This is a genomic window from Campylobacter suis, assembly GCF_905120475.1.
In the GTDB taxonomy this organism is placed as follows: Bacteria; Campylobacterota; Campylobacteria; order Campylobacterales; family Campylobacteraceae; genus Campylobacter_A; species Campylobacter_A suis.
In genome coordinates, this window is the sequence record NZ_CAJHOE010000004.1 from 70,878 (window position 1) to 94,040 (window position 23,163).

Here is a 23,163-nt window from a genome sequence, read left to right on the forward strand (position 1 = left end):
TCATTCCTTTATCAAATAGTCGCGTCTTTGCTCATAAGCATCGCGTAAAAATGGGTATAAATCAACAGCATCTTTTTTTAAGTTTTTATACATATCTGGATTTTGAGCCATTTCATTTGTTTTACTGCCTACATTTAGTCCAAGAGATAATTCGTTTGGATCGACATAGTTTATAGGTTTTGTAAAAAAGTCGCCAACCAATCCAAAGGTGTCTCTTAAATTTGATGGTCCAAATATTGGCCAGACGATATGAAAGCCACTTCCAACACCCCAGTGTCCAAGTGTCTGACCAAAGTCCTCATCGTGGCGTGGAATTTTGTAGTAAGTGGTAGCAACATCGCTTATGCCACCAAAGCCAACTATTGTATTTGCTATAAATCTAAGCGTTTCGTCTGCTGCATTTTGAAATTTAAATTGCAAAAGGTTATTTACAAAACGAAGCGGAAATAGTAGGTTATCAAACACATTTGCTATAACTTCTCGACCTTTTGCTGGCACAACATATCTATAGCCATCTACAACTGGATCAAAGATATATGTGTAAATTTTATCATTAACGCTTGTCATCATTCTATTATAGCCACTTAGTGGATCAAATGTGTTTTTGTCGTTAAATTCTGCATCAAACTCATCACTACTTTGCGAAAAAGCAAGTGTTATGCTAAGAAAAAAAGTTAAGAGATATTTCAAAATTTTCCTTTTTTTAAAATAAATTGAGATTTTACTCTTTTGTAGCTTTTAAATATATAAAAGATTTAAGCTATTTTATATATATCTTTTATTATACTTCCAAAATTATATTTTTATATAACTTTGATTTTATGGGAGTAATATGAGGGCTGATGTAAGTTTGGAATTTTTATTTGATGATGGCTCAAGCGTCTTAAAAAAGCATATAAATTTACTAAAAGCTATACAAAAAACTGGCTCTATAACAAAGGCTGCCGAGGAGGTTGGAATTTCATATAAAAATGCCTGGGATAGCCTTGATATTATAAACAACAAAAGCGATAAGCCGCTCATAGTTAGAGCCCAAGGTCTTAAGAAAAATAGCGGTTCAGAGCTAAGTGAGCACGGTAAAAAGATGATAGAAATTTATGACGCTCTTTTACTTGCACAGCAGGATTTTTTGGCAAAAATTTGTGCAAAGTCAAATATACAAAGTGCAGATCTTAGCAGTTTTTCACGACTTGGCATAACACTAAGTGCTAGAAACCAGCTAAATTGCGAGATAACAAGTATAAAAACAGGCGCGCTAAATAGTCAAATTTCAGCTAGATTAAGTAGTGGCGAAGAGCTTGGAGCTAATATCACAGTCCAAAGCGAAAATGACCTAAATTTAGCTGTGGGAAAGCGCGTGGTTTTTATATTTAAGGCACCAGCGGTAATGCTTGCAAAAGAATTTGACACCTTAAATTTAAGCGCTAGAAACCAGCTAAATGGTGAGGTTATCTCGGTAAAAATAGGTGCCGTTACGGCTGAGGTCGTAATGCAGTTAAGTGACTCACAAACACTAAGCGCCATCATCTCAAAAGAGAGTGCGATGGAGCTAAAAATAGGCGTTGGCGATAAGCTTAAAGCGATAGTTAAATCAAGTGACATCATTGTAGGAGTATAATATGAAAAAAACATTTTTGGCGCTTTTAGCAAGCGTTACATTTGCATTTTGTGGTGAAGTTGTTGTTTTTGCAGCTGCAAATACGACCTATGCTTTTAAGGACATTGTGAAGGAGTTTAATGTAGAAAACCCAAACACAAAGATAAATGTAGTCCTTGGCGCTAGTGGCGGGCTTGTTACTCAGATACAAAACGGCGCGCCAGCTGATATTTTCATGGCGGCAGATATGCCTTTTGCTCAAAAGCTTTTTGATACAGGTTTTGCAGCTACCAAGCCAGTTGTCTACGCACAAGGTGCGGTTGCTCTGTTTAGTATCCGTGATATTGACTTTAAAAAAGGCTTAAATGTTGTTACAGAGCTAAAATCGATCTCAATAGCAAATCCAGAGACCGCACCTTACGGCAAAGCTAGTATACAAGCACTTAAAAATGCTGGGTTGTTTGAAAAAGTAGAGAAAAATATCGTTTATGCTGGCAAAATTTCTGAAACTCTTTCGCAGGCATTAAGCGCGGCAGATCTTGGATTTATCGCGGCTAGCTCGCTTTATGATGAAAAAATGAGCAAGTATAAAGAAAATGTAAATTATATATTTTTAGATCAAAGTCTTTATACGCCAATTGATCAAGGCATAGTTATAATCAAAAAGGGTGAAAACAACCCAGAAGTAAAGTCATTTTATGATTTTATACTTGGCGAAAAAGGTAGAGAAATTTTTAAACGCTACGGATATAATCTACCAAAATGATACCAGCAAAAGTCCTAGAAATTCATGAAAATGATGGCATAAGCGTAGTAAAATTTTTACACGATGAGCTTTTGTTTAGTATGCTAAGTCTTGAAAATTTAGGGCTACAAGTGGGGCAGAATGTGAGGCTTGGCTTTAAGAGCTCAGATGTTATCATCGCCAAAGCCCCACTTCTTGCTTGCTCGGTAAATAATGTCATCAAGGCAAGGATAGCTCACGCAAATATCGGCGAGATAATCACTTGCTTACACTTAAATGCTGGCAATTTTGAGTTTGAGAGCATTATCTCAAAAGAGTCATTTTCTCGTTTAAATTTAAGCATTGGCGATGAAGTTTATGCCTATGTTAAATCAACCTCACTTTTTATAAGCAGCTTTGATGATAGATATTGATATAAAAAAGCGACTAAATGGCGCAAATGGCGAGTTTATCTTGGATGCAAAGATGCAAATTTTAAATGGCGAGTTTGTTTGTATTTATGGAAAAAGTGGTAGTGGAAAGACAACGCTGCTACGAATTTTGGCTGGTTTTGAGACGCCAGAGAGTGGTAAAATTTTAGCTTTTAACAAGAGTTTTTTTGATGCTAAAAAGTATATAAATTTAACCCCACAAAGCCGAAATATAGGCTTTTTGTTTCAAGATTACGCACTTTTTGAAAATATGAATGTTTATAAAAATTTACTTTTTGCAAAAGATGATAAAAAATTTGCTGATGAGCTACTTGAGATGATGCAAATATCTGCTCTTAAAAACGCTAGGATAGCAGAACTTTCAGGCGGACAAAAGCAGCGTGTGGCATTAGCTCGTGCGATAATGCGTCGTCCAGAAATTTTACTACTTGATGAGCCACTTTCAGCTCTTGATAATGCCATGCGCGAGCATTTACAGGGCTTTTTACTTGCGCTACATGAAAAGTTTAAAATGAGTATCATCTTAGTAAGCCATGATGTGAGCGAAATTTATAAGCTTTGTTCAAAAGTTTTTGTGCTTGAAAATGGCACTATAACGGACATAGCAACTCCAAAAGAGATATTTTTAAAACAGTCTGGTTCAAAAAAGCTAGCTTTTAATGCAAAGGTGCTTGAAATTTTACACCGTGATGCTGCATGGATAGCCCTTGTGCTCGTACAAAATCAGCTTTGTCGCGTGGTGCTTAGCGAAAGCGAAGCTAGAAATTTATCTCAAGGCGATGATGCGTTGCTTAGCGTTAAAGCATTTGGCGCAAATTTAACAAAGATAGGATAGGGCATGATAGACTTAACACCATTTTATCTTTCGCTAAAGCTTGCACTTATCACGACGCTCGTGCTTTTTGCCTTTATGTTACCACTTGCGTTTTTATTTGCTCGTAAAAATTTTCGTGGTAAAGCGGTTTTTGAGGCGGCTTTTTCTCTTCCGCTAGTGCTTCCCCCAAGTGTTATGGGCTTTTATCTTTTGCTATTTTTATCGCCTTATAATGCTTTTGGTAAATTTATCGAAGAGACTTTTGATGTAAGGCTTGTGTTTAACTTTACAGGTCTTGTGATAGCTAGCTGTATATACTCGCTTCCTTTTATGTTTGCACCCTTAAAATCAGGCTTTGAAAGCTTAAAACCAAGTCTTTTTGAGACAAGCTATTCGCTTGGGAAAAGTCCACTTAGCACACTTTTTCGTGTGGCTTTGCCAAACATAAAGCCAAATTTATTAAGTGCTATTGTAGTTACTTTTGCGCATACTATGGGTGAGTTTGGTGTAGTTTTGATGATAGGCGGAAGCGTGGGTGGCGAAACTAAGGTCGTAAGTATCGCTATTTATGAGGCTGTGGAAATGCTTGATTATGGTTTAGCACAAACTTATGCGCTTATGATGTTAGGGCTTAGCTTTGTTACTTTATTTTTATTGTATATTTTTAATCAAAAAGTTAAAATTTAGGGTATAATACAGGCTAAAACTATAAAAAAGGATTTTTATGAGTGATGCTATAACAAATAAACTAGAACACGCTTATGACGAGCTTACTTATCCTTCAGCGGCATTTAGATTCTCATCGCCGTTAAGACTTGAGGCGTGTGCAACGCTTTTAGGACTTAGTCCAGCCAATACAAAAAAAGCAAGAGTGCTTGAGATAGGCTGCTCTTATGGTGGGAATCTCATCCCCTTTGCTATTGCAAATCCAGAGGCAAAGGTGCTTGGCATAGACCTTAGTAACGAGCATATCCAAAAAGGTAAAGCCATTGTTGCTGATATGGGCATAAAAAATTTAGAGCTTATGAGAAAGGATATAACAAGCCTAAGCCCAGATGATGTAAAGGGGTATGAAAAATTTGATTACATCATAGTACACGGCGTTTTTAGCTGGGTTCCTGCAAATGTTCGTGACGCGATACTTAATATCATTAAAGAATTTCTTGCTCCACATGGTGTTGCATATGTTTCGTATAATGTCTATCCTGGCTGGAAGATAAAAGATATATTGCGACAAATAATGTTTCAAGCAGCAAGTGGTGCTAATAATCAGATCGAGCAAGTAAAAAAGGCAAAAGAGGCGCTTGAAGTTTATAAAAAATTTCTCATTGATTGCAAAAACGAAACTATCCCAGCTGATCAGCTTATTTACTTTATAAATAGCACGCTGCTAAAGAGTGAAAGCTATATAGCCCATGAGTTTTTAGATCCTATAAATCAGCCTTTTTACTTTAGGGAATTTGCTGATATGCTTGAAAAAAGGCAGTTAAGTTATCTTTGTGAGAGCAATCTTGATGATATATTTGCGCCTGGTCTTGATAATGAAGGTGCTATGAGTTTTATGCAAGAAAATATGCCACACCGCTATGATCAAGAGCAGTTTATGGACTTTTTTTCAAATAAGACATTTCGTGCCAGCCTTATCTTACATAAAGAGGCCTATGATAGTGTGCATGGACGCGAGATAGGTCCAAATGACTTTGCAAAACTAAATATCGTCGCAGACTTTAAGCTTTATGACGGCAAGTGGGTTTCAAAAGACTATACGGCTGTAAAAGATAAGACGGCTTGGCTTAGCGATGTTTTTAGTAGAATTTATCCACAAAGCGCCAGCTTACCGCAAATTTTAGAACTTTTAGAGTCTGAGAAAAAACTTAGTGCATACACAGCTTTGATAGATATTGTAGGTTTAAAAGATACGAATTTTGCTGTTAGAGAGTTTGAGAGTATCTCTTATGAAGTTGGAAAAACTCGTCTAAAACCAGAGTATGCGAAATATATCAAACACTTTTTGCATAGCAGCGATAACCTTATATCATTTGCAAATTGTTTTAATGAAAATATGAAATTTTCAAAAGCTGATTGTTATTTGGCATTAAAATTTGATGGTGTTAATACTCTTGCGCAGATAGTTGATGAGTATCTTAAATTTATTAAGAAAAATGATGTAAAGATAGTTTCAAAAGACAACAAAGAGCTAAAGGGCGAAAAGCTTAAAAAACACGCAAGACTGGCTGTTGCACAGCTTGAGTTTATGCTAAAAGAGGCGTATTTTTTAGAAGAGTATATTAGTTAAATTTGTGAAGAGCCCCATCTTCAAACATAGTAGATATGCTCTTGCTCATATTTACCCTTGCTTCATAAAAGCCCATGAAAATGGGCTTTTTGCTTACATGAGTCTCAATCCATAGAGTTAGTTTATTATAAAATTTCTCAAGTTCGTTTGACTTTTTAACCATTTTACCATCTTGCATATAGCTCATCTTTACCGAGATTTTACCAGCTTTAACAAGCTTTTCACTGTTTATGATTTGTGTTTGAGTGTAGGTTATAACAGGCGAATCAATCTGACTAAAAGCACCGATATGCTCGTTTTTTATCTGTGTTTCGTTATAAATTTTTAGCTCTCCAAATTTTTTTGAATATATATAGCGAGCGACTTGGTCAAACGCATAAGCACTTTGCGAGCTAAAAATTTGCAAATTTTTCATAAACAAAAACTCTCCGCCTATTTCGCTAATAAAGTCAAAAAACTCACGCTCATCAGCGCTATCCATATAAAAACTTTTATGCATTTGCCAGTGTTTTTAGGATTTGCTCTGGGCTTACGCTAGTGGTTATCTTATGGGTGATGAGCTTGTTTATCTTTTTATCTTTTGTTTCAAAGCCGACTATGGTTTTTATCTTGGCATATTTTGGTATGATGATGCCGCGTTTTGAGCCGCAAAGCTGCACTGCGATGTCGTATTTTTGCTTTTTTATGCGAAATATAGTCTTAACTTCGTTAAATACTCTTTTGTGAAATTTTTGCGAACTATTCTCATCCCATGCGATATGAAGCGTGGCATTTGGGGCGATCTGTGTACAAATTTGCTCATTTTGTTCTATGGTCGCAATGCCAATTTGCAACGGGTTAAAATTTGTGTTTAAAAGCTCAAGTAGGTAGATTAGCTCTTCTTTTTTAAGTGGCCTAAAGGTTGTGATTAAAATTTTTTTCATTATCAACTTTAAATATAAATTTTGCTATCATTTTATAAAAAAATGGCTTAAAAAGGGTAAAAATGGCAAAAAATTATATCTGTGTTTTTGACTGTGAAAGCATACCAGATGCTATGCTGATAAGAAAAATTTATGGCTTTAGTGGAGATGATGAGCAAGTCGGCTTGCAGGCTTTTGAAATGCAAAAAGAGCAAAGTGGTAGCAGTTTTTTGCCTATTGTGTTTCATCAGATAGTGGCTATATCGGCTGTGATCGCTGATGAGTATGGAAAGTTTATAAAAGTTAGCACTATGGAGGGCGACAGTGAGCAAGAAATTCTTACGAAATTTATAAATTTTATAAATGAGTTTAATCCTCGTCTTGTGAGTTTTAATGGCAGAGGCTTTGACTTACCGACCATTATGGCACGCGCAATGCGATATAATCTAAGTGCTTTTGCGTATTTTGAAGTGGAAAATCGTGAGCTAAACAAGAGCAAGTGGGATAACTATAGGTACCGTAACTCAGACCGCTTTCATCTTGATTTGCTTGATCATATAAGTGACTTTGGTGTGGTGCGTGGACTAAAGCTAGACCTGCTTTGCGCTAGCTTGAATTTGCCTGGTAAATACGATGTGCATGGGGATCAAGTTTTTGAGCTTTATCATGGTGGCGATATAGAAAAGATCAACGAATACTGCGAGTCTGATGTGCTAAATACCTACTGGCTGTTTTTAAAATATGAGCTTTTGCGTGGGCGTATAAACAAAGATGATTATGCAAATTCGCTAAGTGTCATGAGTAGGTTTTTACGCGATAAAAAGGAACTCATGGGCTATACGGATGTTTTTTGTACCGCTGTTGCTAATGAGCTTGAAAGGCTTGAAGGTAAAAGAGAGTATGAGCTAGAAGTTGGTAATAGTGAGAATTTTAAAGATAATTTTAGCGATGACTATGATGAGTATTTACAAAAAATAGATAAAAGCGAGCTAAGCTCTCATCTTGCTAAAAATGGACTTGATGGACTACTAAAAAAAGGAGCTGACACGAGTTTAAAAACAAAGCAAAAGGGTGGAAATTTATTTGAAGAAAAACTACCAGAGATAAATCTAAATGATGAGTAGGTTGTGAGACAATTTATAATTTTACTTGCATTTTTGCTAAATTTTGCCTTTGGTATAGAGCTTTTAAGGCTTGGTGAGTTTAAGGATCAAAATGTAAGTGGCTGGCTTGCTAGTGAAAAGCTTGATGGCATAAGGGCTTACTGGGATGGGCAAAATTTACTTAGCAAAAATGGTGTTAAATTTGCCTCACCAAGCGAGTTTGTGGCTGATTTTCCGCCATTTGCTTTAGATGGCGAGCTGTTTATAGGTAGGGAAAAATTTGAGCTAGTTCAGTCTGTTGTGATGGATAAAAAACCAGATATTTTGGCATGGAAAGATGTAAAATTTTATGTTTTTGATGTGCCAGATGCAAGTGGTGGGCTTTTATCTAGACTTGATGTTTTGCAAAAATTTCTACAAAAACAGCCAAATGAAAAAATAAAAATTATAGAGCAAATTTTAATCCCTGATAATGCGTGGCTTAAAATTTTCATCTCACAAATTATAAAAAATGGCGGCGAGGGTGCAGTGCTGCGCGAAGCAAATGCACCTTATGAGCGAAAACGCAGCCAAAATGCGCTAAAACTAAAGCCATTTTTTGATACAGAGTGCGAGGTGGTGGCTATAAATCAGGGCAAAGGCAAGTATAAAAATGTAATGGGAAGCTTGGTTTGCAAGGATTTAAAAAGCAAAAAAATTTTTAAAATTGGCTCAGGCTTTAGCGATGAAATGCGCAAAAATCCGCCAAAAATTGGCGAGATAATCACATACAAATATCAAAATTTAACCAAAAATGGCTTGCCAAGATTTCCTGTGTTTTTACGAATTCGCAAGGATTAGTTTTTGCTATTTTTGTTAAGCGCTAAAACTACTCTTTTATCTCATCAACGATTTGTTTTAGGGCTGAATATGAGGCAAATTGCAAATTTTCATCAAAAATATAGCTAACAGCCATTATCTCATCAAAGCCAAGTTCGGCATGAAATTCTACAAGCTCATCGCGAACGTTTTTTGCTGATCCAATAAAAGAGCACGCCGTCATCTGTTCTACAACTGCACGCTCACGCTCTTTTAATGCGTCTTGTTGAAAGCTGATAGGTCCAAAGTGAGGTGTGTTTTTAGCTTTTTTAGATGAGTTAAAAATTTCATCATCACTTCTAGCAGGCGGACAAAGTGGATCTCTGCCGTTTGTTACGACATTTAAGAAAAATCGAGTTTGTGTGGTGGCAAGGCTTGTTGCCTGCTCGTTGGTATCTGCGATAATGACATTTGCGCCAACGATTGTGTAAGGCTTTTCAAGATATTTTGAGGGGCTAAAATTTTGCTTGTAGATACTTACTGCTAGAGCTAGTTGCCTAGGTGCAAAGTGTGAAGCAAAAGCATATGGAAGTCCAAGTTTTGCCGCAAGATATGCACTTTCGGTGCTTGAGCCTAGTATATAAAATGGCACATTAAGCCCATTTGCCGGATAGGCTTTTACTGCGTTTGTACCATCAAAATAGCCACGAAGTTCTGAAATTTCTGCCTCAAAGTCATATACGCCAAATATATCACCGCCACGCCTTATCGCTTTTGCTGTTTGAGAATCTGTGCCTGGCGCGCGACCAAGTCCTAGCTCAACTCTGTCAGAATAAAGTGTTTGAAGTGTGCCATACTGTTCGGCGATAGAGTAAGGACTATGATTTGGAAGCATTACGCCACCAGAGCCGACACAAATTTTATTAGTTTGCGATAAAACATGCGCTATAAGAAGCTGAGTAGCTGAGCTTGCTAGGTTTGACATGTTATGGTGTTCTGCTATCCAGTAGCGCTTTATGCCGATATTTTCAGCATGTTGAGCCAAGCGAACTAGCGCATCTATAGCATCTTTTTGATTTTGACCTTTTCGTAGTGGGGCTAAGTTTAAGATAGATAGTTTCATTTATTTGCCTATATAAAATTTAGGCTATTATAGATAAAAATGGATAATTAAGAGTAAATTTAAGGGCTAGTTTCCTAGCCCTTGTTTTGCTTCAAAGATTATTTGAAGTTAAGGTTTTTAACATCCTCATCGATCTTTTTAAGTCTGTCTGATGGAGGAGTTGCTACTGGAGCATGGTGGCTTGTAATCTGCTCTGGAGCAGGTGGCATCTTAGCTTCTTTTGTTAGGGCTATAGTGATACCATAAGGTGCAAGTGCATTTACAAGTGAGTTTTGACCCTCTCTTGCAACAGTCTGGCACTGACCTGTGATACGAGCTACCTCTTGTGGTCCGTGGAAGCCGTAGCTGTTCTCACTAAATGCAAAGTCCCATCTAATGTGAGCTTTTCTATGTGCATATAGTGGCTCTTTTAGAGCTTCACTGATAGCTTCTTTTCTTGCTTTTTCATCAGCTATGCTAGCAAATTTCTCATGTTTTGCAAGTTCAGCGCGAGCTACATTGATATCTTGGATAAGCGCAAGTAGGTTATTCTCGCAGTTTCTAAGCTCATAAGCGTGGCGATTTTGGATAAATGAAATTCTATCTTTTAGCTCATCTTCGCTTTGCATATGGCAAGTTTTACAAGCTGCTGTGATGTCAGCGTATGGTGTTTGGATAGTGTGATTTGTTATCTTAGTAGCACCTTCGCGCTTATATGGCATGTGGCAGTCAACACAAGTTACACCACTTCTAGCGTGAACACTTGTTGAGTGTAGCTCAGCTTCTGGGTGTTGCATTTTAATCATCTTAGCATCAGTTTGCTTATGGCGATAGTCAGCTGCAAATTTTCCATTATCATGAACTTCATCATAGTACTCATCAAACATCTCTATCTTAAATGGCTCATCTTTTGTCCATTTTGTCCATGGGAAAACAAGGTCAGCATCTAAGCCAGGATAGTACTCAACATGGCACTGCATACATACATAGTCTCTCATTTGAGCGCGTGTAGCTTTGATACCTTGTCTTGCATCAGCCTCATATCCACGCTTAACCATTGCATTAACAAAGCCAGGGCGTGTAACACGAAGACTCATATCTTCTGGGTGGTGACAGTCAGCACATGCTGAACCAAGGTGTGAGCCACCAAAAGCGTCTTTACCATGTTTTGATTCAACCATTTTCATAACATCAAAGTATGGGATAGAGTTCATCTTAGTCCATGCTTCTTTCTTAAATTCTCCCTTTTCTTTATCAGCTGCAAAGAAACCCATCTCTAGGTCAAATGACTTAGTACGAGTGCTTTTATCGTGTAGTTGAGTATAGTCAGGATCGTTCATGATGGCTGTTAAGTGACCCGTATGGCAGTTTACACAAAAGCCTGGTTGACCCTTAAAATTTGGTAAACCATGAGCATTTAGGTACTCTTTATCATTTCTTTTTGTTTCAATCTGATCAATTTGTGTATAAAAGTGGAGGCGTGGTCTGTTGTAATCAACTGCAAATGCATAACCTTGCCAGAAAACTGAAGCGGCTGGCCATCTGATAAGTTTTGAGTATGGTAGTGAACCAGCAAATGGTGTTTCAAAAGTGATGTCTTTCATCGCAACTGTTGCGTCGTATTGACTTGGGAAATTTTTACCCCACTCACGGATGTCTGGCTTTAGCTCATCGTTTTTAGCAAGCATCAACGGGTAGTGGCGCTCCTGATGTTTCTTATCGCTAATATCTGTAAAAAGTGCAAATAAACCTGCACCCGCAACGACTGCTAAGATAAAAACGATACTATACAATAGTTTGTTTTTCATGATTACTCCTTTTTGTTATTAGTAGTTATGTGCGTGTCCCACTTGTCTATGGCAAGAGGCACAACTTAGGGATTCATTTTGGGCATCCGAGCCACCTGCTTGCTTAGCATGTACTGACGGTGCTGCGTAATCACCGTGGCACTCTATACAATTGTTTTGAATAACTCGTTTACTTTTAGCATTTGCAGTAAATGGAACGGGGTTGTCCTTTGCTGTAAAGGCGTAACTGTGACCAAAACCACTTTCGGCCTTCATAAGCCACTTGCCTATGAAATCATGCGGGACATGACAGTCGTTACAGGTCGCAACATGTTGGTGTCCGCCTCGTTCCCAGCTCTCATAGACTTGATTCATAACATGGCAGTTTTTACAGGCTGCGGGATCATCGCTCATATATGAAAAACCTTTTGCATATACGAATGTATAAATACCGTGACCTAAAACAACGCCAACACTTATGATAAGTATCAGAACGGCTAAGAAACCAGGTTGCTTTTTAGCTTCGTCTACGATTTTCAAAATACCTCCTTTATAAATTTTGCGTCAATGATAGTATAATTTAACTGAATTTTAATTGATGTAAATCAACACTAAACAAAGAAAAAATTTATTTTTAAAAATTCTTGCGATGTAGTAGGGCTTTGGCTAAAAAAATAATTTTTAATTTTTGCAAACTATACATTAATTTATAAAATATCTGCTAAAATTACAAAAATTTCAAAGGAAGGCAAAGATGAATATTTTAGTAACAGGGGGCGCTGGATATATCGGTAGTCATGTGGTAAAAGCGCTTTTAGAAAGTGGCGAGCATAATATCACTGTTATTGATAACTTTAGTAAAGGGAGTCAAAAAGCGCTTGATACGCTTAAAAATTTTGGTAAGTTTAATTTTATAAATATAAGCCTTGAGGATGATTTAAGCGAGGTTTTTAGAAGTGGAAAATTTGATGCTATTATCCATTTTGCAGCATTTATAGAGGTTTTTGAAAGTACGCAAAATCCTGTGAAATACTATCTAAATAATACCGCAAATGTTGCTAGAGTACTTGGTTTTTGTCATAAATACGGAGTAAATAAATTTATCTTTAGCTCAACTGCTGCGGTTTATGGTGAGCCAGATGTGCCAAGCGTCGATGAAAATAGCAAAACCGCTCCGATAAATCCATACGGGCACTCAAAGCTCATGAGTGAGCAGATCATTCGTGATTATGCTGCGGCAAATGAAAATTTTAGATTTGCCATACTTCGTTACTTTAATGTCGCTGGAGCAAGCATTGATGGAGCTATCGGGCAAAACTATCCAAATGCAACACATCTTATAAAAGTAGCCGTTCAAACAGCGCTTAAAAAGCGTGAGAAAATGGGAATTTATGGAGATGATTACGCTACTAAAGATGGCACTTGTGTGCGTGATTATATCCATGTATGTGACCTTGCAAATGCTCATATTTCGGCACTAAACTACATTTGTGAAAATAAAAGTGAAATTTTTAATGTAGGATATGGCAGGGGTTTTTCTGTTAAAGAGGTTATTGATGTTGCAAAGCGTGTTAGTGGAGTAAACTTTAATGTAGAAAATCAGCCAAGAAGAGATGGGGATCCAGCGATACTTATCGCAAATTCAACAAAATTACGAAATTTAACTGACTGGACACCAAAATTTGACGATCTTGATTTGATTATTAAAACCGCACTTGAGTGGGAGAGAAAAATTTAAGTGAAAAATACAAATATCGCAATTATCGGTCTTGGCTATGTTGGACTTCCTCTTGCCGTAGCTTTTAGCAAAAAGTATAAAGTCGTAGGTTTTGATATAAACAAGCAGCGAATTAGTGAGCTTAAAAGCGGACTAGACCGTACTTTAGAGCTTGAGAAGGTGCAAGTTATTGAGGCTATTGAAAATGGGATAATTTTTACTACGAATCTTGATGACATAAAAGATGCAAATTTTTTTATCATCACCGTTCCAACACCCATAGATAAAAGTAAACGCCCAAATTTACACCCGCTCATAAATGCAAGCATGAGTGTATCACAAGTGCTTAAAAAGGGCGATATAGTGGTTTATGAAAGTACTGTTTATCCAGGTGTGACAGAGGAAATTTGTGTGCCTGTTTTGGAAGAAAGTGGGCTAAAATTTAATGAGGATTTTTTCTGTGGTTACTCTCCAGAGCGTATAAATCCAGGCGATAAAGAGCATACAGTAACAAAAATTTTAAAAATAACTAGCGGCTCAACACCAAAAACCGCCGACATCGTGGATAAAATTTATGGCTCTATCATTACAGCTGGAACCTACAAGGCAAGCTCTATAAAGGTCGCAGAGGCTGCAAAGGTGATAGAAAACACTCAGCGCGATATAAATATAGCCTTTATAAATGAGCTTGCGATGATATTTGCAAGGCTAAATATAGATACAAATAAAGTTTTAGCTGCGGCTGGAACAAAGTGGAATTTTTTAAAATTTAAGCCTGGACTTGTTGGTGGGCATTGTATAGGCGTAGATCCTTACTATCTTACCCACAAGGCGCAAGAGGTTGGGCACTATCCTGAGATGATACTAGCTAGCCGTCGTATTAATGAAAACATGGGGCGGCATGTAGCTTCTGAAGTTGTAAAACTTATGATAAAGCGTGGTGTGCAAGTAAGTGGAGCAAAGGTGCTTGTGCTTGGGATAACATTTAAAGAAAACTGCCCAGATATACGCAACTCCCGTGTGATAGACGCTGTAAATGAGCTTTTGGAGTTTGGCTGTGTTGTTGATGTGAGTGATCCTTTGGCTGATGAGATCGAGGTTTTACATGAGTATGGCATAAAGCTTGTAAAAAGCTATGAGTCTAGTGAATATGCCTGTGTTGTTATAGCTGTTGCACATGATGAGTTTAGGTTGCTTGAGTTTAAAAATACACTTGTTTATGATATAAAAAACATATATCCAAATGCTGATGCGAGGCTTTGATTGATTATAAATTTAATAAGCTCTATCGTAGTTTTTATAGTCTCGATGGGTATAAATTTTGTCCTTACGCCATTTATCTTAAAATCACTTGGCAACGAAGCTTACGGCTTTGTCGGACTTAGCAACGCTATCGTGACATATGCTGCGGTCATTACAGTTGCGATAAACTCTGTTAGTGGGAGATTTGTAGCACTTGAGTGGCATAAAGACGATAAGCCAAAAGCCAACGCATACTACTCATCGGTTCTTGTTGTAAATATCTTTTTTTCAGTACTTATTGTTGTTTTAAGTGCTATTTTTATTTTAAATTTGGACTTTTTTTTAAATGTGCCAGAGCACTTAAAATACGATGTTACGCTTACTTTTATATTTTATTTTATAAATTTTTGCGTAGGACTTTTTAACGGCGTTATCACAGTTTGTGCTTTTGTGCGAAACAAGCTTTACTTGCTAAGTATCCGCAATGCCATCTCAAGCGCGCTACTTGCTGCTATCATAGTGTTTTTGTTTTACTTTTTTAAGCCCATGATAGCATACATTGCCATAGCAGCTCTTATATCTAGCTTTTTTGTGCTTTTTAGCACGATATATATGAGCTCTCGCATTACTCCGGAACTTAAATTTTCTCTAAAAAATTTCAAATTTAAGATGATAAAAGAGCTTTTAAGTTCAGGTGTTTGGAACAGTTTAAATGCTCTAAATAACATACTTCTAACAGGCATGGATCTGTTTATATGTAATATCTTTCTTGGTGCAAATTTAACAGGCATTTTGTCTGTCGCTAAAGCCGCACCTATCATTTTAGAGAGCTTTTGTGTTCAGCTTAGTAGTATTTTCGCACCAAAATTTGTTGAGCTTTATTCAAAAGGTAACATCACTGCACTTGTTGCTGAGGCAAAATTTGCGATGAAGGTTGTGGCTTATGTTATGAGTGCGCCAGCTGCGGTTTTTGTGGCATTTGGGCGTGAGTTTTATACACTTTGGCTGCCATTTAAGAGCGCTGATGAGATAGTGCTTATTTACAACCTTAGCATGATCTCTCTTGTGCCAGTTATATTTATAAGTTATGTGTATGCACTTTTTAACCTTGATGGCACAACAAATAAGCTTTCTCGTCCAGCTATTGCGCACACTATACTTGGCTTTAGCACGGTTTTGGTGCAAATTTTGGTATTAAAATTTACAGATTATGGGATTTATGGTATGGTTGTGTCTGGTGCAGTGCTTTATAGTATGCGAATTTTAGGTTTTGACCTTATAAATGCAGCACTAAATTTAGAGGTAAAACTTACGACATTTTATGGGGTTTATTTTAAAAATTTAGCCCTTTTTGTTATTGTTTGCGCATTGTTTTTGATGTTAAGAAATTTTATTAGTATAACTAATTGGACTGAGTTTTTGCTAGTTTGTATGGGGCTTTTGGCTTTTGGTTATGTTTTAAATCTTTTTTTGATATTTAACCGCTTTGAGCAAGGTGTTGTGGTTAAAAAAATGCTTGCAAAGATAAAAAGGAAAATTTGATGGACTACCCAGTTTTTTTAATCTCGCTTGCAAGCGATGAGTTGCGTAGACAATCACTAAAAGAGCGTTTTGCTAGTTATGATAAATTTAACCTAATAAATGCCGTTGATGGACGAAGCATGCTTGCAAAAGAGTATTTTTCACTAGCAAGATCGTCTTTGCAAAAGCATGGCAAGTTGCTTAGTCCTGGCGAGGTTGGCTGCACGCTTTCACACATGAAGGCTTACGAGGAATTTTTAAAAAGTGGGGCAAAGCTTGGACTTATCATTGAAGATGATGTTATGGGTGATGATGAGTGTGTGAAGCTAGCTTTTAAAATGGCAGGCAAAATGCCTGAAGATGCGATACTTCACTGTGGCTGTCAGGACTGGTTTGAGGGTCGTTTTAGCCTTTTTGCAAAGAAAATTTTAGCTAGTGATAAAATTTTACTACAAGATAAAGACACAAGCCTATTTTGCATACCTGACTACTCACGAAAAGCCATTTGGAGCACTGCTGCTTATGTTGTAACAAGACAAAGTGCAGAGTCTTTACTAAATACCCAAAAGCACACACTTTGCGTAAGTGATCACTGGGACTTTTTGCTTGGAGAGAATGATTTAAAGATGTATTTTTGTGATATTTTTTCACATCCTCAAATAGGCACAACTGACTCAAATATCGAGTCTGAACGAAGCGTAAGTGCATATAAGCCAAGCTTAAAAGCTCGTATAGATAGTTTGAAATTTCTTTTTTACTCTCGTTTTGACTACTATTTGAGGGGTTATGAGCGAGTTTTTAAGGCAAAAGCATGAAGCCACTTGTAAGCATAGTTATAGCTACTTTTAACCGCCCCCAACTGCTCAAAAAGGCTCTAAACTCAGCTATTTTGCAAGATTATGAAAATTTACAGATCATAGTTACTGATGATGGAGATGGCGATGTTGCAGCTCAAATTTGCTCTGATTTTAATGACGCAAGGGTAACATTTGTAAAAAATACTATACACGCAAAAAGCCCAAATGGTAATAAAAATAACGGCTTTGATAACGCTAAAGGCGAGTTTATATGCTTGCTTGATGATGATGATGAGTTTTTTTCTGATAGCGCTATAAGCGAGTGTATGGAAATTTTAGAGCAAGGCTATGAGTGCGTTTTTGCTGATTGTTTAGTAGAGATAGATGGTATTTGTACGCATCAAATTTCAGGACAAAGCCCATATGAAAAAGATGGCGCGATGAGTAAGGTCGATTATCACTGTGGGCGTATAACGGGCGAGTTTTTTAAGCTTTTTTCGCGAAAATTTATTGAGGATTTTCGTTTTGATGAGCGTAGTTTTGGTGGCGAAAACGAGCTTTATATTCGCTTTTTTGAGGGAAGAGTGTATTATCTTAAAAAACCACTCTATCTTTATAGGATAGAGCGCGCTGATAGCGCTACTAAAAATGCTGCAAAACACGCACTCAAGGTTGCTCATGCTTATTTAAAGACGGTAAATTTGACAAAAGAGATAGCAAGCGTTCATGCACCTGAGTTTTTGGCGTTGCAGTATAAAATGGCTGCGTATTATGCAAAAATGGGCGGAGATTACGCTCTTTCGTTTAGCTGTTTGATAAAAAGTCTAAGGATGAAATTTAATAAAGAAGCGCTTGTTTTACTAGCTCTTTTTATACTTCCAAATAGCGCATTATCATGGCTTTCTGGCTTTAGGGTAAAGATAAAGCAAAGGTTTGGAATATGAAAGTTTTATTTGTCATATCTACGCTTAGAATGGGTGGAGCGGAGCGAGTTTGCGCACTTTTGGCTTCAAAATTTAGCCAAGATCATAATGTTTGTTTGGTAAAATTTGATAATGAAGAGCCATTTTATAAACTAGATGATAAGGTAAAACTAAAGTGTTTAAACCACGGTGCAAATGAGCTTGGAGTGATGGGAAATCTTAAAAAAAGAGTTGGTAAAATTTTAGAGCTAAGAAAAATCATAAAAGATGCTAAATTTGATGCTATTATCTCCTTTTTAGATAGTACAAATTTGCTCGTTCTTGGTGCAAATATAGGGCTAAAAACGCCCGTGATAATTAGCGAACACACAAGCTACATGATGCCAAAAGCTGCCATTTTTGACTGGCTTAAACGCCTTATGTATCCCCTATCAAGCGCTCTTAGTGTTCTTACAAAAGCAGACCTTAATCACTATGAAAAATTTTGCAAAAACATAAAGGTAATTTACAACCCATTTTTTAGCCAAAAACCTCAAAATTTAGAGATAAAAAAAGAAAATTTAGTGCTTTTTGTTGGTCGCTTAATAGAGCTTAAAAACTGCGCGATGTTTGTAAAAATAGCTGCAAATTTGCGCCAAAGTGGCTATAAATTCGTTGTTGCGGGAGACGGAGAGTGTTTGCAAGAGTTACAAAATCTATCACAAGAGCTTGGTGCAGATGTAGAGTTTTTAGGTAATGTTTCTAATATTAGCGAGCTTTATGAAAGAGCAAAATTTTTGTTTTCTACATCAAAAATAGAGGGTCTTGGTAACACTCTTATAGAGGCTATATTTTATGATTGCGTGCGAATCGCTACAAAAACAAGCGGCGCGTGCGAGCTTATAAAGCATGAGTTTGACGGGATTTTGTGTGATATTGATGATGTAAAGCAAATGAGTGCAGAGCTTTTACAGCTTACAAAAGATGAGCAAAAATGTGAGCAAATTTGTAACAATGCAAAACTAAGACTTGGTGAGTTTGAGATGGATAAAATTTATGCTGACTGGCTTGAGCTTTTGGCTGTGGCTGGCGTCAAAAAGGATGTGGTGTGAGAGTTTTGTTTGTTATAGCAAACCTTGCAAATGGCGGAGCGGAGCGGGTTTTGGCTTCACTTAGCTCTCATCTTGGGCTTAAAAGTGAGATTCATATAGCTGTTTTAGAGCGTGATATGGGCTTTTATGAATTTGATAAAAATATAAAATTTCATCATCTAAGCACATATGATGGTGGTAAAATTTTATCTAAGATTAAAAAAGTGGCTAAGATACGAGCGCTATTTAAAGAGCTAAAGCCTGATTTGATAATAAGCTTTATAGACTGGACAAATGTCGTATGTGTGGTGGCAAATTTAGGACTAAATTTTAAACACATAGCCACCGAGCATCACGCAAATGAGTATCTTGCAAGCCCCAAATTTCGTCTTATCCGAGATATGGCTTATCACCGTGTGAGTGGACTTAGTGTTCTTGGTAAAAGCGACTTTGAGTATTATAGGTTTGTAAAAAATCGTGAAATTTTACATAATCCATTTGCTCTAAAATCAGGGCAAAATTTAAAAAAAGAAAACATCATTTTAAGCGTAGGTAGGCTTGAGGCAGTAAAAGGATATGATATTTATTTTAAAGCACTTGCAAAGATTGATAAAAATTTGCTTTTAGGCTGGAAAGTGCAAATAGCTGGCGATGGAAGTTTGGCTAAAGAGTTAAAGGATATGGCTAAAGACTTAGGGCTTGATGTGCAGTTTTTAGGGCATGTTAGCGATATCGCACCGCTTTATGAAAGAGCAAAAATTTTTGTTATAAGCTCAAGAAGTGAAGGGCTTTCAAATGTATTAATTGAAGCGGGAAATTTTGGATGTGTGAGAGTTTCAAGCGATACTGTTGGTGGGCTTGAGCTTATAAAAAATGGTATAAATGGCATACTTTTTGAAAATGGCAATGACGATGAGCTAGCTAGTATGCTTACTGAAATTTTACAAGATAGTGCTTTACAAAGTAAGATAGGTGAGCAGGCAAAGCGTGATGCTAGCGAATTTTCGCAAGAAAAAATAATGGCAAAATGGGATAAATTTATAGATAGGGTTATGAAAAAATGAAAAAATTAAGTGTATTTTTGTATTCGATGGGTCCTGGTGGCGCAGAGCGTGTGATCTCAAATTTATTGCCATTTTTAGCCCAAAATTACGAGGTGCATTTGGTGTTAATGAGTGAGGTTATAGCGTATGATTTGCCAGGCGAAGTTAAGGTGCATTTTATCGAAAAGAGCGATCCTTATGAAAGTAGCATGAGTAAAAATTTACGCTTACTTTTTGCTTTGCCATTACTAACATTAAAGTATAAAAAACTATGTGAACAACTTGGCATAGATACACACTTTGTTGTGATGAACCGTCCTTGTTATATCGCGTTAATGGCTAGAATTTTAGGGCTAAAAGGCAACTTTGTTATCCAAGAAGGAAGCTGCCCTAGTAGGATCTATAAGAATGGAATAAGTGGTTTTGTTAATCGCATTTTAACGCGCTGGCTCTATCCAAAGGCAGATTTTATCTTAGCTAACGCACAGGGTAATGCTGATGATTTAACGCAAAATTTTGCCACTCCAAAAGATAAAACAAAAGTACTTTATAACGCTTTAAATTTAGAGGCTATAAATGAGCTTAAAAACGAGCCTTTAGATAGCGAGTTTAGACCATTTTTTATAAATATTGGTCGTCTTGATAGTGGCAAAAATCAAGCCATGTTAATACGCTCCATAGCAAAGATAAACGATGCTCATGCAACGCTTGGAATTTTAGGCAAAGGACCTTTGCAAAACGAGCTTGAAAACCTGATAAAAGAGCTTGGAGTTAGTGAGCGTGTAAGGCTACTTAAAACGGATAAAAACCCATTTCGACACATTGCAAACTCCAGTGCTTTTGTCTGTGCGTCAAGGTTTGAGGGCTTTTCAAATGTGCTAATAGAAGCCTTGGCATGCAAAAAAACTCTAATATCAACCGATCATCAAACTGGAGCAAGGGAGCTTTTGGGTGATAATCGGTATGGAATTTTAGTTCCAGTGGACGATGAAAATGCCATGCGAGAAGCGATGATAAAAGTCTTACAAAGCCCAGAAATACGGCAAAAATATGAAAGCATAGCTTATGAGAGAGCTAAGGATTTTGACGGCAAAAAGATAGCAGATGAGCTTATGAGATATTTGGAGAATTAATGAAAAGTGAAAAATTTATAGATAAACAGACGGGAGTATTTATCCTTATCGCCTTTATTTTTAGTGTTGTGGCAAGGCTTTATTGGATTAGCTGGGCGAGTGGGATAGAGCAGTTTTTACACAATGGCGAGCTGATGATAAGCACAAACGATGGCTACGCATTTGCTGAGGGCGCGCGTGATATGTTGGCTGGCTTTCATCAAGAAAACGACCTTAGTTACTATGGTATGCCACTGTCCACACTCACGACTTGGGTTGTAAAATTCCTTGGAGTTAGCATAGAGAGCGCTATGCTTTATATGAGCGTATTTTTCTCTTCACTTGTTGTTATCCCTGTTGTGCTTATCGCAGCACAATACTCTTTGCCAAAGGCTGGATTTGCCGCAGCACTGCTTGCGGGTGTAGCAAATAGCTACTATAACCGCACGATGGCAGGATATTATGATACAGATATGCTTATCATTACTCTTGCTGTTTTTGTTGTGTGGGGAGCGATAAGGGTTGTGCAAAAAGGAGATATTTCAAGTCTTATCATAGCGCCTTTAGCGGTATTTGTTTATATGTGGTGGTATGCCAGCGCATTTTCACTTCTTAGCGTAACGATAGCTCTTTTAGTGCTTTATACGCTTATTTTTGAGCGTAAAAAACCCCTAAACTATGCACTTATATCGCTTATGTTAATTGCTATTAGCAACATAGCTTTGGAGCTAAAATTTGCTCTTATTTTGGCTATTTATTTGCTTTTTTTGCTAAAACCAGCACTTTTAAATCTTAAAATTTCTCTTGCTGTTTTGGTTGCTGCTTTTGTGATTTTTGCAGTTGGTGGCGGACTAAATCCAATTATCTTTCAGCTAAAATTTTACATTTTTAGAGATGTTAGTGAGCTTGGCGGACTTAGCTTTAAATTTTTTAATGTCAATCAAACTATTCAAGAGTCTGGTATCGTTGATATTGTGCTATTTTGCGAACGCATAAGTGGCAGCGTGCCTGTTTTTATCATCTCGCTGATAGGTGTAGTGCTTTTAAGCTTTAAATTTCGCTCGTTTGTGCTATCTTTTGGAATGCTTTTACTTGGATTTTTAGCACTTAAAGGTGGGCTTAGATTTACCATTTATGCAGTGCCAGTGATGGCTCTTGGCTTTGGATACGCTTTAGTTTTTGTTCTTGATAGACTAAAGCTTAGCTCAAAATTTTATAATAGTGCTTTTGCTTTGATAAATTTACTTGCACTTTATCCAGTTTGCTTGCATATTTATAACTACAAAATTTCTCCAGTTTTTTACCAAAAAGAGGTTAAAATTTTAGAACAACTAAAGCAAAAAGCCGATCGTGAAGACTATGTGCTTGCTTGGTGGGACTACGGCTATCCGATACGATATTATAGCGATGTAAAGACGCTTATTGATGGTGGAAAGCACCTTGGTAGGGATAATTATGCTGTTGGTTTTGCTTTGGCTAGCCCGCTTGTATCTTCGGCGAATATGGCTCGTATGGAGGTTGAATACACTGAGCGAGGTTTTAGAGAGAAATTTAGTGAAAATTTAAGCCAGATGATGGAAGATGCAAATACAAGCGATGTTGATAAATTTATAGCTAGTTTGAGTGATAAATCTCTTGCTTTGCCAGCAAAAAGTAGAGAAATTTATTATTATTTACCTGATCGAATGATGAGTATCTTTCCTACCATCTTGCAGTTTAGTAGACTTGATTTAAAAACTGGTCAAAGATGGGCTGAGCCCTTGTTTTTTGCGACTAATTATTTTCAACAAAATAGCGATGGTATAATGCTTGCAAGCGGTGTAAGTGTGGCAAATGATATGAAAAGTATAAAGATTGGTAGTTCAACGATTAACATAAATACTTTTTTTGAAACCAAATATAATGACAAAAATGAGCTTGAGGTAAACTCCTTTTCTATCGATGAAAGCTCAAAAATTTATCTGATATTTATGCGTGATTATGGTCGTTTTTTGGTGCTTGATGAGGAGATGTTTAATAGTGCTTTTATCCAGCTTTTTGTGCTTGAGCGCTTTGATGATAGCCTTTTTGAGCCAGTAATTTTAGAGCGTGAAGCAAAAATTTATAAGCTAAAAAGGTAAAAAATGATATTTTTGTTTAATAACAAACTTCAAAAAGGGGCCA

General features: G+C 36.9%; 23 protein-coding genes. 17 read left to right on the forward strand and 6 right to left on the reverse strand.

The window, feature by feature from the left end:
* Positions 1-690: an MlaA family lipoprotein gene (locus tag LQV35_RS07415; protein ID WP_230057238.1), complete on the reverse strand. Its 690-nt coding sequence runs from the start codon at positions 688-690 to the stop codon at positions 1-3.
* A 142-nt stretch (positions 691-832) separates the two neighbouring features.
* On the opposite strand from LQV35_RS07415, the gene LQV35_RS07420 reads away from it, so the two are divergent.
* From LQV35_RS07420 to LQV35_RS07445, 6 genes are read left to right on the forward strand one after another with little or no spacing between them, the layout of a single operon-like run.
* On the forward strand, positions 833-1,618 hold the full coding sequence (locus tag LQV35_RS07420; protein WP_230057239.1) for a TOBE domain-containing protein: 786 nt from the start codon (positions 833-835) through the stop codon (positions 1,616-1,618).
* A gap of 1 nt (position 1,619) precedes the next feature.
* The gene (modA, locus tag LQV35_RS07425; RefSeq protein ID WP_230057240.1) at positions 1,620-2,363 is read left to right on the forward strand and encodes a molybdate ABC transporter substrate-binding protein; all 744 of its coding nucleotides are present in this window, start codon (positions 1,620-1,622) and stop codon (positions 2,361-2,363) included.
* Positions 2,360-2,755 carry a TOBE domain-containing protein gene (locus LQV35_RS07430; RefSeq protein ID WP_230057241.1) on the forward strand — a complete coding sequence of 132 codons (396 nt, stop codon included), beginning with the start codon at positions 2,360-2,362 and terminating at the stop codon, positions 2,753-2,755. Before modA ends, LQV35_RS07430 begins: the two co-directional genes overlap by 4 nt.
* The gene (locus LQV35_RS07435) at positions 2,742-3,608 is read left to right on the forward strand and encodes an ABC transporter ATP-binding protein (RefSeq protein WP_230057242.1); all 867 of its coding nucleotides are present in this window, start codon (positions 2,742-2,744) and stop codon (positions 3,606-3,608) included. Before LQV35_RS07430 ends, LQV35_RS07435 begins: the two co-directional genes overlap by 14 nt.
* Positions 3,609-3,611: 3 nt before the next feature.
* The gene (modB, locus tag LQV35_RS07440; RefSeq protein ID WP_230057243.1) at positions 3,612-4,274 is read left to right on the forward strand and encodes a molybdate ABC transporter permease subunit; all 663 of its coding nucleotides are present in this window, start codon (positions 3,612-3,614) and stop codon (positions 4,272-4,274) included.
* 37 nt (positions 4,275-4,311) lie between these two features.
* A complete protein-coding gene (locus LQV35_RS07445) occupies positions 4,312-5,883 on the forward strand; it encodes a class I SAM-dependent methyltransferase (protein WP_230057244.1) in 1,572 nt (523 codons plus the stop codon).
* Here the strand turns inward: LQV35_RS07445 and LQV35_RS07450 are convergent.
* A complete protein-coding gene (locus LQV35_RS07450; protein WP_230057245.1) occupies positions 5,876-6,364 on the reverse strand; it encodes a hypothetical protein in 489 nt (162 codons plus the stop codon). The genes LQV35_RS07445 and LQV35_RS07450 overlap by 8 nt on opposite strands.
* A 10-nt stretch (positions 6,365-6,374) precedes the next feature.
* The gene (locus tag LQV35_RS07455) at positions 6,375-6,806 is read right to left on the reverse strand and encodes a hypothetical protein (RefSeq protein WP_230057246.1); all 432 of its coding nucleotides are present in this window, start codon (positions 6,804-6,806) and stop codon (positions 6,375-6,377) included.
* Positions 6,807-6,868: 62 nt separating this feature from the next.
* Between LQV35_RS07455 and LQV35_RS07460 the strand changes: the two genes are divergently transcribed.
* Positions 6,869-7,909 carry a 3'-5' exonuclease gene (locus LQV35_RS07460; protein WP_230057247.1) on the forward strand — a complete coding sequence of 347 codons (1,041 nt, stop codon included), beginning with the start codon at positions 6,869-6,871 and terminating at the stop codon, positions 7,907-7,909.
* Between the two features lie 3 nt (positions 7,910-7,912).
* Positions 7,913-8,728 carry a DNA ligase gene (locus LQV35_RS07465; RefSeq protein ID WP_230057248.1) on the forward strand — a complete coding sequence of 272 codons (816 nt, stop codon included), beginning with the start codon at positions 7,913-7,915 and terminating at the stop codon, positions 8,726-8,728.
* A 28-nt stretch (positions 8,729-8,756) separates the two neighbouring features.
* On the opposite strand, the gene LQV35_RS07470 is transcribed toward LQV35_RS07465, so the two are convergent.
* The 3 genes from LQV35_RS07470 to nrfH all read right to left on the reverse strand — a co-directional run bounded on the left by LQV35_RS07470 (position 8,757) and on the right by nrfH (position 12,115).
* A complete protein-coding gene (locus LQV35_RS07470; RefSeq protein WP_230057249.1) occupies positions 8,757-9,809 on the reverse strand; it encodes an LLM class flavin-dependent oxidoreductase in 1,053 nt (350 codons plus the stop codon).
* A gap of 98 nt (positions 9,810-9,907) precedes the next feature.
* Positions 9,908-11,596 (reverse strand): ammonia-forming cytochrome c nitrite reductase subunit c552, encoded by a 1,689-nt coding sequence (locus tag LQV35_RS07475; RefSeq protein ID WP_230057250.1) that lies wholly within the window; start codon positions 11,594-11,596, stop codon positions 9,908-9,910.
* 18 nt (positions 11,597-11,614) lie between these two features.
* Positions 11,615-12,115, reverse strand: coding sequence for a cytochrome c nitrite reductase small subunit (gene nrfH / locus LQV35_RS07480; RefSeq protein ID WP_230057251.1), 501 nt, complete (start codon positions 12,113-12,115; stop codon positions 11,615-11,617).
* A 214-nt stretch (positions 12,116-12,329) separates the two neighbouring features.
* Here nrfH and galE point away from each other — a divergent pair, with 214 nt between their 5' ends.
* From galE to LQV35_RS07525, 9 genes are read left to right on the forward strand one after another with little or no spacing between them, the layout of a single operon-like run.
* Positions 12,330-13,313, forward strand: coding sequence for a UDP-glucose 4-epimerase GalE (galE, locus tag LQV35_RS07485; RefSeq protein ID WP_230057252.1), 984 nt, complete (start codon positions 12,330-12,332; stop codon positions 13,311-13,313).
* Entirely contained in the window at positions 13,314-14,555 is a 1,242-nt protein-coding gene (locus LQV35_RS07490; RefSeq protein WP_230057253.1) for a nucleotide sugar dehydrogenase, read from the forward strand. It begins immediately after the preceding gene.
* Positions 14,556-16,076, forward strand: a complete 1,521-nt coding sequence (locus LQV35_RS07495; protein ID WP_230057254.1) for an MATE family efflux transporter — start codon at positions 14,556-14,558, stop codon at positions 16,074-16,076.
* The gene (locus LQV35_RS07500; protein WP_230057255.1) at positions 16,076-16,870 is read left to right on the forward strand and encodes a glycosyltransferase family 25 protein; all 795 of its coding nucleotides are present in this window, start codon (positions 16,076-16,078) and stop codon (positions 16,868-16,870) included. Before LQV35_RS07495 ends, LQV35_RS07500 begins: the two co-directional genes overlap by 1 nt.
* A complete protein-coding gene (locus LQV35_RS07505; RefSeq protein WP_230057256.1) occupies positions 16,867-17,796 on the forward strand; it encodes a glycosyltransferase family 2 protein in 930 nt (309 codons plus the stop codon). Before LQV35_RS07500 ends, LQV35_RS07505 begins: the two co-directional genes overlap by 4 nt.
* Positions 17,793-18,866: a glycosyltransferase gene (locus tag LQV35_RS07510; protein ID WP_230057257.1), complete on the forward strand. Its 1,074-nt coding sequence runs from the start codon at positions 17,793-17,795 to the stop codon at positions 18,864-18,866. Before LQV35_RS07505 ends, LQV35_RS07510 begins: the two co-directional genes overlap by 4 nt.
* Positions 18,863-19,909: a glycosyltransferase gene (locus LQV35_RS07515; protein WP_230057258.1), complete on the forward strand. Its 1,047-nt coding sequence runs from the start codon at positions 18,863-18,865 to the stop codon at positions 19,907-19,909. Before LQV35_RS07510 ends, LQV35_RS07515 begins: the two co-directional genes overlap by 4 nt.
* The gene (gene pglJ / locus LQV35_RS07520; protein WP_230057259.1) at positions 19,906-21,021 is read left to right on the forward strand and encodes an N-acetylgalactosamine-N,N'-diacetylbacillosaminyl-diphospho-undecaprenol 4-alpha-N-acetylgalactosaminyltransferase; all 1,116 of its coding nucleotides are present in this window, start codon (positions 19,906-19,908) and stop codon (positions 21,019-21,021) included. The genes LQV35_RS07515 and pglJ overlap by 4 nt, the downstream gene beginning before the upstream one ends.
* Entirely contained in the window at positions 21,021-23,120 is a 2,100-nt protein-coding gene (locus LQV35_RS07525) for an STT3 domain-containing protein (RefSeq protein WP_230057260.1), read from the forward strand. The genes pglJ and LQV35_RS07525 overlap by 1 nt, the downstream gene beginning before the upstream one ends.
* Positions 23,121-23,163 lie beyond the last annotated feature (43 nt).

Coding starts and splice junctions, on each gene's coding strand:
- LQV35_RS07420 (WP_230057239.1), top strand. CDS start 833: ATGAGGGCTGATGTAAGTTTGGAATTTTTATTTGATGATGGCTCAAGC.
- modA (WP_230057240.1), top strand. CDS start 1,620: ATGAAAAAAACATTTTTGGCGCTTTTAGCAAGCGTTACATTTGCATTT.
- LQV35_RS07430 (WP_230057241.1), top strand. CDS start 2,360: ATGATACCAGCAAAAGTCCTAGAAATTCATGAAAATGATGGCATAAGC.
- LQV35_RS07435 (WP_230057242.1), top strand. CDS start 2,742: ATGATAGATATTGATATAAAAAAGCGACTAAATGGCGCAAATGGCGAG.
- modB (WP_230057243.1), top strand. CDS start 3,612: ATGATAGACTTAACACCATTTTATCTTTCGCTAAAGCTTGCACTTATC.
- LQV35_RS07445 (WP_230057244.1), top strand. CDS start 4,312: ATGAGTGATGCTATAACAAATAAACTAGAACACGCTTATGACGAGCTT.
- LQV35_RS07450 (WP_230057245.1), bottom strand. CDS start 6,364: ATGGATAGCGCTGATGAGCGTGAGTTTTTTGACTTTATTAGCGAAATA.
- LQV35_RS07455 (WP_230057246.1), bottom strand. CDS start 6,806: ATGAAAAAAATTTTAATCACAACCTTTAGGCCACTTAAAAAAGAAGAG.
- LQV35_RS07460 (WP_230057247.1), top strand. CDS start 6,869: ATGGCAAAAAATTATATCTGTGTTTTTGACTGTGAAAGCATACCAGAT.
- LQV35_RS07470 (WP_230057249.1), bottom strand. CDS start 9,809: ATGAAACTATCTATCTTAAACTTAGCCCCACTACGAAAAGGTCAAAAT.
- LQV35_RS07475 (WP_230057250.1), bottom strand. CDS start 11,596: ATGAAAAACAAACTATTGTATAGTATCGTTTTTATCTTAGCAGTCGTT.
- galE (WP_230057252.1), top strand. CDS start 12,330: ATGAATATTTTAGTAACAGGGGGCGCTGGATATATCGGTAGTCATGTG.
- LQV35_RS07500 (WP_230057255.1), top strand. CDS start 16,076: ATGGACTACCCAGTTTTTTTAATCTCGCTTGCAAGCGATGAGTTGCGT.
- LQV35_RS07505 (WP_230057256.1), top strand. CDS start 16,867: ATGAAGCCACTTGTAAGCATAGTTATAGCTACTTTTAACCGCCCCCAA.
- LQV35_RS07510 (WP_230057257.1), top strand. CDS start 17,793: ATGAAAGTTTTATTTGTCATATCTACGCTTAGAATGGGTGGAGCGGAG.
- pglJ (WP_230057259.1), top strand. CDS start 19,906: ATGAAAAAATTAAGTGTATTTTTGTATTCGATGGGTCCTGGTGGCGCA.
- LQV35_RS07525 (WP_230057260.1), top strand. CDS start 21,021: ATGAAAAGTGAAAAATTTATAGATAAACAGACGGGAGTATTTATCCTT.